General features: G+C 42.5%; 2 protein-coding genes. One reads left to right on the top strand and one right to left on the bottom strand.

Annotation, left to right across the window (positions count from 1 at the left end; translation table 11 throughout):
* Positions 1-497, bottom strand: a 497-nt coding sequence (locus tag R7P35_RS26210) for a cytochrome b (RefSeq protein ID WP_318093412.1), incomplete at its 3' end; no start/stop codon positions are given.
* A 246-nt stretch (positions 498-743) separates the two neighbouring features.
* Between R7P35_RS26210 and ati1 the strand changes: the two genes are divergently transcribed.
* Positions 744-1,046 (top strand): Ati1 family type III secretion system chaperone (ati1, locus tag R7P35_RS26205; protein ID WP_318093410.1); only part of this gene is annotated, 303 nt, incomplete at its 3' end.

The raw sequence follows: 1,046 nt of genomic DNA, 5'->3' as shown, positions 1-1,046 counted from the left end.
TCCTGCTTAATAAAGTGATGCATAAAGCTGGCACCAAGGTGCAAAACCAATAGGAATGGCAACAACGCTTCACCACTAAACTCGTGGATCCCCTCACCCAGCTCTTTCAGCATGTGTATTTCTCTGCCAGAACTCACTAATTCAAAACCAAACAGGCTCAGGCCGTACCCTTCTCCTACAGAAACCGCGATGCCAGACAAAGGCAACACCACAGTTAAGGCCAAAAGAGAGTACATAACCACAGCCGCCGCGATAGACTCAAATTTACTTCTTTCAGTCATAGGTTTTGGCATACCTCCAATGAGTCTCCCAACTAACCTAGGCACGCTCAAGGCTAAGACTAAAAGTCCGAATGACATGTGAGCATTAAAAAGTAAGTTGTTTGATTCATCATCCATAACTAGACCAGAAATGAGTACCGCAATCATTCCAAGCCCGATAACCCAATGGAAAAACATCATTGATTTTGAGATTGCATTGTTCGTTTTCGCGTCCATCTTCTTTCTCCATGTAAAAGACATGGTTATTCTTCACATGAGCCATGAATAAAAGATGAATACTTTATTCAGACAAACCACTCTCAGACGAACTAAACAGGTCGCCGCCCTCTAGTTGTGGTCCGTGTTGATACGATAAAAATAAAAACTTACGCCCATACTCAATATCCTTCCACACCCTCACTCTTATACTCTTTCCCAAAATGAGTAATAACCATAATAAATTTTTAGATTGAGGGGAAAACAATGGATATCTACCAAGAAAGCATCAGTTTTTTAGGTAACGACGCGAACTTCGATGCAAACGGATTATTTCAATGCGAACTGTCATCGAATACAAATGACCATGATGAAGCGCTTTTCTTAACCATATTTAAGAACGAAACCACCATCAATTTGCACATGTCGTTGACCAGCCCTGTTGAGTTGCCAACACCTCTGCCAGAAGCCATCGCAATTGCTATCGGTGAACACGCGCTAGAACCATTTCGAGGTGGTTTCGGCGTTGGTTTAATGCCGGATAGCCGCAGACTGACCGTTTATAAGGTT

It is taken from the genome of Vibrio sp. Vb0304, from assembly GCF_033338995.1.
Classification (GTDB): domain Bacteria; phylum Pseudomonadota; class Gammaproteobacteria; order Enterobacterales; family Vibrionaceae; genus Vibrio; species Vibrio alginolyticus.
This window is presented reverse-complemented; position numbering and strand designations above follow the sequence as displayed.